The following is a 1058-nucleotide window of genomic DNA, read 5'->3' on the forward strand; positions in this document are numbered from 1 at the left end:
AACGTTTTGGGGCTTGGCGAAGTGGGGGAATTAGAAGTACAAATGTTCAAATTAGCACTAATGTTGATAGAAGTACAAATGCTCAATTTAGCACTAATGCCCCCATTTTGCCAAACCCCTGTTAGTGGCAGTAAATTTTATTTCCAAAATTCCCACCATTTTTTACTTTCTAATTTTTCTATTTGATTTGTCTCAATTTCTGTTTTTGATTCCACTCTAGTTTCTTTAGTGTCAATTTTGTTAATAGTATTTTGCCCTTCTTCTAATGCCTTAAAATGTAAAAGCATTTTGTAATGCTCGCTTTCTTCTATTGGATAAATTATGTATTGCAATTCATCAACTCTTTTAGCTTTTGTAGAAATATAGCTAATAAAATCATTATATGGAACTTTTGCAATTGCTTCACCTATCTTATTTAAGATAACATAATCTGCATTAGATAATAAAACTTTGAAGTTTGCTGGAAAAATTGTTAATTTTTTTTCACCTTCTGGAAAATCCATTATTCTTACTGTTGGAAATTCTATTTCTTCTTCGTAATCTTCAATAAATTGCATTTTTCTAATTTCTTCAATAAGTCTATCATAAAACATTTCTTCAGAGATATCTTCTTTAGAAAGTAAATTAATCATATAATTACCAACATAATAATGCCTTATGCAACCCATAAATGTCATAGCACCGCCACCAGTTTTTCCTTCTTTAAACATTTGAATAAAACTATCCATAGATAAATGTTTAACACTTTCAACCCAGTCTTCGTTATAATCTCTTTCAAATTCCTGTAACGATTTTTCACTATCAAATTCGGGATTGATTAAAGAATTATTTATTTCTCCTAAAGCCAAAGAAATTTTGACAGCTAATCTCCAATCTTCTTTAGTTGCTCCAACATTAACTTCAACATCGTATTCTTCTGGATTTGTTGTGATTGCAACTCCTCTTGAAGAAAGTTTAGGAATATATAATTTTGAATACCCTTTTAATAATTCATTTGGATTAACCCCAAACGAAATATTTGTGTTTTTTGGCAAATATTTACTTTCTAATAACTGATT

The 1058-nt window shown here is 29.2% G+C and carries 1 protein-coding gene; it reads right to left on the reverse strand.

Translation table 11 applies throughout. The features are described from left to right. Positions 1 to 137: 137 nt before the first annotated feature. On the reverse strand, positions 138 to 1058 hold a 921-nt coding region (locus tag L1S34_RS14760), incomplete at its 5' end, for a hypothetical protein (protein WP_236364858.1).

The sequence above is a fragment of the Flavobacterium sp. K77 genome (assembly GCF_021608205.1).
Taxonomy (GTDB): domain Bacteria; phylum Bacteroidota; class Bacteroidia; order Flavobacteriales; family Flavobacteriaceae; genus Flavobacterium; species Flavobacterium turcicum.